Genomic DNA, 4,639 nt, shown 5'->3' on the forward strand with positions numbered 1-4,639 from the left:
ACATGCCGTTGCCTTCAGCAGCGGCAATGTTGGGCAGTGCCAGACTCAGCACCAGCGCCAACGCAAGAATAAAGCGTTTCATGACAGTCCTCCTAGGTACTTTCCTCCAAAAAAATGAAGGCAGCTTTAAAGTTGAAACAATCATTAGAAAATGTCAATATTTTTTCTATATTGGCAGCAGTGATGACGTATATTTACTGTGTTGACCATGCAAAACAGGATGTTGCAACGCGCTAATTGATCTGGGAACCAAATGTGTTCTGTACAAAAAAATAAAAACCCGGCTGTATTTAACAACCGGGTTCATATGTTTTTGAGGCTAAACGTCTGCCGCCCACGCAACAACAACTGCGTGTATTTGGCCCATGTGGTTTTTTAGAACGTGTATCCCACTGAAAGCATGTAGATATTTGCAGAAACATCCTTGGAGTTGCCGCCCGTAATGCCCACGTCGGGCGATATGCCCTTGGCGTCGGTGTTGCCGTAGTCAAGCGAATTGATCCACAAGTGGGAGTATGCGAGGTCCACAGTCCAGTTATTCCAGTTAAAGCCGGTGCCCACGCTGAGCGTTTTGCGGCCATTGGTGGGGATCATGAAGTCGGCATGCCTTTCATTGACCACAGGCGTTTCATACGAAAAGCCAGCGCGCAGGGCCCACCAGTCAAGGGGTTTGTATTCCACGCTGCCGTTGAAGTTCCAGCCGTCGCGCCATTCCTTGTTGTTGATGGAACTGTAGCCGTTATCCATATAGATGTTCAGGGCATTGTAGGTGGACCAGCGGGTCCAGACCGTGCCCACTTCAAAGCTCAGATTGTCCAGCGGCTTGTAGGTAACGCCCAGCGCTGCTGAGTCTGGCAACTGAAGCACTGTGTTTGCGCCGCAGTTTCTGGCTTCGGGCAGGTGTTTGGGTTTGCTGATGGCGTTGTAGCCCTGATAGGCAAATTCCACGTCGCCATTGATGTTCATGGTCACCTGGCTCTTGTAGGACAGGCCAACAGACCACTGGTCGTTGAGGCGCATGTGCAGGCCAAGGTGTGCACCGTAGCCCCAGCCGTTGCCTTCAAGCTGCATGTCGTTGTCAAAGGTAGCCCCTGTACCTTTATTGGTGGGAATCTTGTTGCCCATGTACATGTGGGCATTCATGGCTTCCACGCCTACGGAGAAGGAAACTGTATCGTTGAGCTTGACCGCAAGGGTGGGCACGAAGGAGATGGTCTGTACGCCAATGTCATAGACATTATACCTGCCCGCCCAGTCGCCAGCATAGCTGTTGCCAAGGCCGAAACGCGAAAAAACGCCCAGGCCAACCCAAGCGTTGTCGCTGAGCTGGTGGCTCAGATAGGCATGCGGGGCATTCCAGAGCGCGGGTTTTGTGTAGGTATCGGTCTGGCGGCTGCCAGCATTGGTGGTTATGCCGCCTGAGGGGCTGATGAGGGCAAAACCGCCCATCATGCGCGTGCCGGGCAGTTGCGTAATGCCTGCGGCATTGTACGCAATGGCCGAAACATCATCAGCGCGGCCCACCATGCCGCCAGCCAGGGAAACACCTCTGGCGCTCCATTCATTCAGGGAGAAACCCTCGCCCCAGGCTACGGGCGCGCAGCAGGCCACCAGAGCCAGCGCCAGACATACAGCACGAAAAACCTTCATCACCCCTCCACTAAGATGCAAAAAAAGCGCACAACATCCCATCCCGGCATACCTTAGCACGCTGGTACGGTTGCGATGTCGCAGAAACGGACGCGGCTGTGGGCCGCCCTCGACAACAGTAATGGGCTGTCACAACATATTTATCGGATCAAGGTCAAGAAAAAGTCGTAAGTGTCTTGAAGCTTTTTGTGACAAAGCAAAGAAATAGAGTGAGCGCAAAGCCTGCCAGTCTTGCCCTTTTATCAAACATGTAAAACGCTTGCGCCCTCGCAGCAGGGCCAGTGGGGCAGGGGCGGGGCCAAGAAGCTGCACGCCCAGTTCCGCAGCCTTGCCGCGCAGCGCCTGAGCCAGATCGTTGAGAGCCGGCGGCCCGTTCTGCTCGTTCAGCGCATAGGATATGCGAATGAGCGCCAGACGTACAAAGGGCGGGTACCGGCGCAGCCGCCGTTTGGCAAGCTCCGCCTGATAAAAGCCCTCATAGTCTGCGGTGCGCACGTACTGCCAGCAGTAGTGCTCCACATCACGCGTCTGAATAAGCACCCGGCCCGGCTTGTCGCCCCTGCCAGCGCGCCCGGCAGACTGCACCAGCAATTGAAATGTGCGCTCGGCGGCGCGGTAGTCCGGCAGATTCAGGCCAAGGTCAGCATCCGCGATGACGGCCAGCGTCACCAGAGGGAAGTGATGCCCCTTGGAGAGCATTTGCGTACCCACCAGGATGGGGGCCTCCTGCCGGGAAAAGGCCGCAAGGATTTCCTCCATGCGTCCGGGCCTGCGGGTGCTGTCCCTGTCCAGCCGGAGCACTGGCCCTCCGGCCAGTACGCTCAGGCGCTCGGCCAGGCGTTCCGTACCTTCGCCCATGGGCAAAAAGTTCATGCCGCCGCACTCTGGGCAGGGCGAGGGAAAGGGGCGGCTATAGCCGCAATAGTGGCAGACGAGTTTTTCCAGCCCCTTGTGGTAGGTGAGCCCAATTTCGCAGTGCGGGCAGCGCAGGGTGCGGTTGCAGTCAAGGCAGTACATCAGGGGGGCGTAGCCGCGCCTGTTCAGCAGCACCACGGCCTGCTCGCCACGTTCAATGGTCTCGCGCAGTGCGGCCTCGCTCTGCGGGGCCAGCAGGCCATCCATGCTGGTTGAGCCGGGCGCGAGCGAGCTGATGTCCACCAGTTCGACCGGCGGCAGTTCGCGTCCGCCCACGCGGTGCGGCAGTCGCAGGATGGGCAGGTGCCCGTTTTCAGCAGCATAAAATGTCTTGAGGTCTGGCGTGGCAGAACCAAGCACCAGCAGCCCCCTTGCCTGGGCAACGCGGAACCACGCCACTTCCTTGGCCTGATAGGCCAGGCTTTCATCCTGCTTGAAGGAGCCGTCGTGCTCTTCGTCAAGCACAATGCAGTTCAGGTGGGGCACAGGCAGAAACAATGCCGAACGTGTGCCCACGACGATACAGGGAGTGTCGCTTTGCGCCATCTGGCGAAAGGTCGCTTCCCGCCGTGCGGGCGACTGGTAGCCGTGGTAGAAAAATAACGGAGCGTCGGGCAGCGCGCAGGAGGCATCACGACGCAGTTTGTGGGCCAGCGCCACCTCGGGGGCGAGCAGCATGACGCTTTTGCCCGCTGCAAGGCAGGCCTTGGCAAGTTCAAGATATACTGCTGTTTTGCCGCTGCCTGTCACGCCAAAGAGCAGGCGGGAGGAAGCTTCGGCTGCATGCAGGGCCTCGAGCATGCTTGCAAGCGCAAGCGCCTGTTCATCGTTAAGGGCAAAGGGGGCAGGCGGGGGCGGCAACAGGCTTTGCTCTGTGGCGTCCAGGGCGTCGTCATCGTCAACGCCGTTATCGCGCGCAAGGTTGACGTGCCCGGCCTCCAGCAGGGTATGGAGGGCAGGTGTTACTGCCTGCCCAAGGGATTGCACCAGCCGTCTGCGGCTCACGCTGCCGTGCTGGTGCAGATAGTCCAGAACCTCGATCTGGCGTTTGGCCGAGGGCCGCACAGGCCAGGGGGGATCAACGCGCAGCAGGCAAAATTCTTCGCTGGCGGCATCTGTGCCGGGGGGCAGCATGCGGGCCGTGCCTTTGCAAAGGGCCTCGGCGAGTGCCTGACGCTGTTCAGGCAAGGCTTCTCGGATGCGGGCCAGAGTCCAGGCTACAGCCTTGCCCGATTCAAGATTACGCAGTCGCACCCGTGCAAGGCGCAAGCCCTGTGGCAGCACATGTCCCAGAATATGGCCGGGGTGCAGTCCCTGACGGCGGGCCAGATCTTCAGCGAGTTCCAGCAGCACAGCGGGGAGCAGGGGGGCGTTTTCCAGCGGCCAGCCAAGGCTTTTGCAGTCCACGCCTTCCGGCACGTCGGGGGTGGGGCTGACGCGCAAGAGCACTGCGGCGCGCAGGGCGGTGCGCTCGCCCCGGCCCAGCGGCACGGCCACGCGCAATCCTGGCTGCCAGAAATCGGCGGGAAATTCGGGCGGCAGCGTATAGGTAAGGCTGGCGTAGGGCGGAGTGAGCAGGGCGACTGTGGCGTACATGTGAGGCAGAGTTACGTAATACGGCCCCAATGGCAAGCCTCCTCTGGCGAACCAGAGGAGGCTTGGGGCAATACATATGTGCAGCGGGATTTAATGGAACTGCACAAAATTCTTGAGCAGCTTGAGCAGATCGTAACGCAGCTCTTCGTCCTGAAGGGCAAAATAGATGTTGGCGGTGAGAAATTCCGCCCAGTCGCCAGCGTCAAAGCGCATGCCCGACATACGCACAGCCATCATGCCCCTTTCCTGAGCCATGGCCTGCAGTGCGTCGGTAAGCTGGATTTCGCCGCCGTGACCTGGCTCGACCTTTTCAAGATAGTCAAAAATATCAGGTGTGAGCACATAACGGCCAACAATAGCCATGCGCGAGGGCGCGTCTTCACGGGCGGGTTTTTCCACCATGTTTTTGACGCGGAACACGCCGGGGGTCACTTCGTCGCCATCAATGATGCCGTAGCGGCTGACCTTCTCCCACGGT

General features: G+C 59.0%; 4 protein-coding genes. 1 reads left to right on the forward strand and 3 read right to left on the reverse strand.

The genetic code is table 11. The annotated features are described in order from the left end of the window. Window positions 1-206 (forward strand): hypothetical protein (locus tag VEZ52_RS10490; protein ID WP_324836762.1); only part of this gene is annotated, 206 nt, incomplete at its 5' end. A 169-nt stretch (window positions 207-375) separates the two neighbouring features. Here VEZ52_RS10490 and VEZ52_RS10495 read toward each other — a convergent pair. The 3 genes from VEZ52_RS10495 to VEZ52_RS10505 form a co-directional block, all read right to left on the reverse strand. Next, window positions 376-1,650 carry an OmpP1/FadL family transporter gene (locus VEZ52_RS10495; protein WP_324836763.1) on the reverse strand — a complete coding sequence of 425 codons (1,275 nt, stop codon included), beginning with the start codon at window positions 1,648-1,650 and terminating at the stop codon, window positions 376-378. A 129-nt stretch (window positions 1,651-1,779) separates the two neighbouring features. Further along, on the reverse strand, window positions 1,780-4,161 hold the full coding sequence (gene priA / locus VEZ52_RS10500; protein WP_324836764.1) for a replication restart helicase PriA: 2,382 nt from the start codon (window positions 4,159-4,161) through the stop codon (window positions 1,780-1,782). 90 nt (window positions 4,162-4,251) lie between these two features. Beyond that, the coding region (locus VEZ52_RS10505) for a sugar phosphate nucleotidyltransferase (protein ID WP_324836765.1) at window positions 4,252-4,639 on the reverse strand (388 nt) is incomplete at its 5' end.

Source organism: Desulfovibrio sp. (assembly GCF_035644575.1).
Lineage (GTDB): Bacteria > Desulfobacterota > Desulfovibrionia > Desulfovibrionales > Desulfovibrionaceae > Desulfovibrio.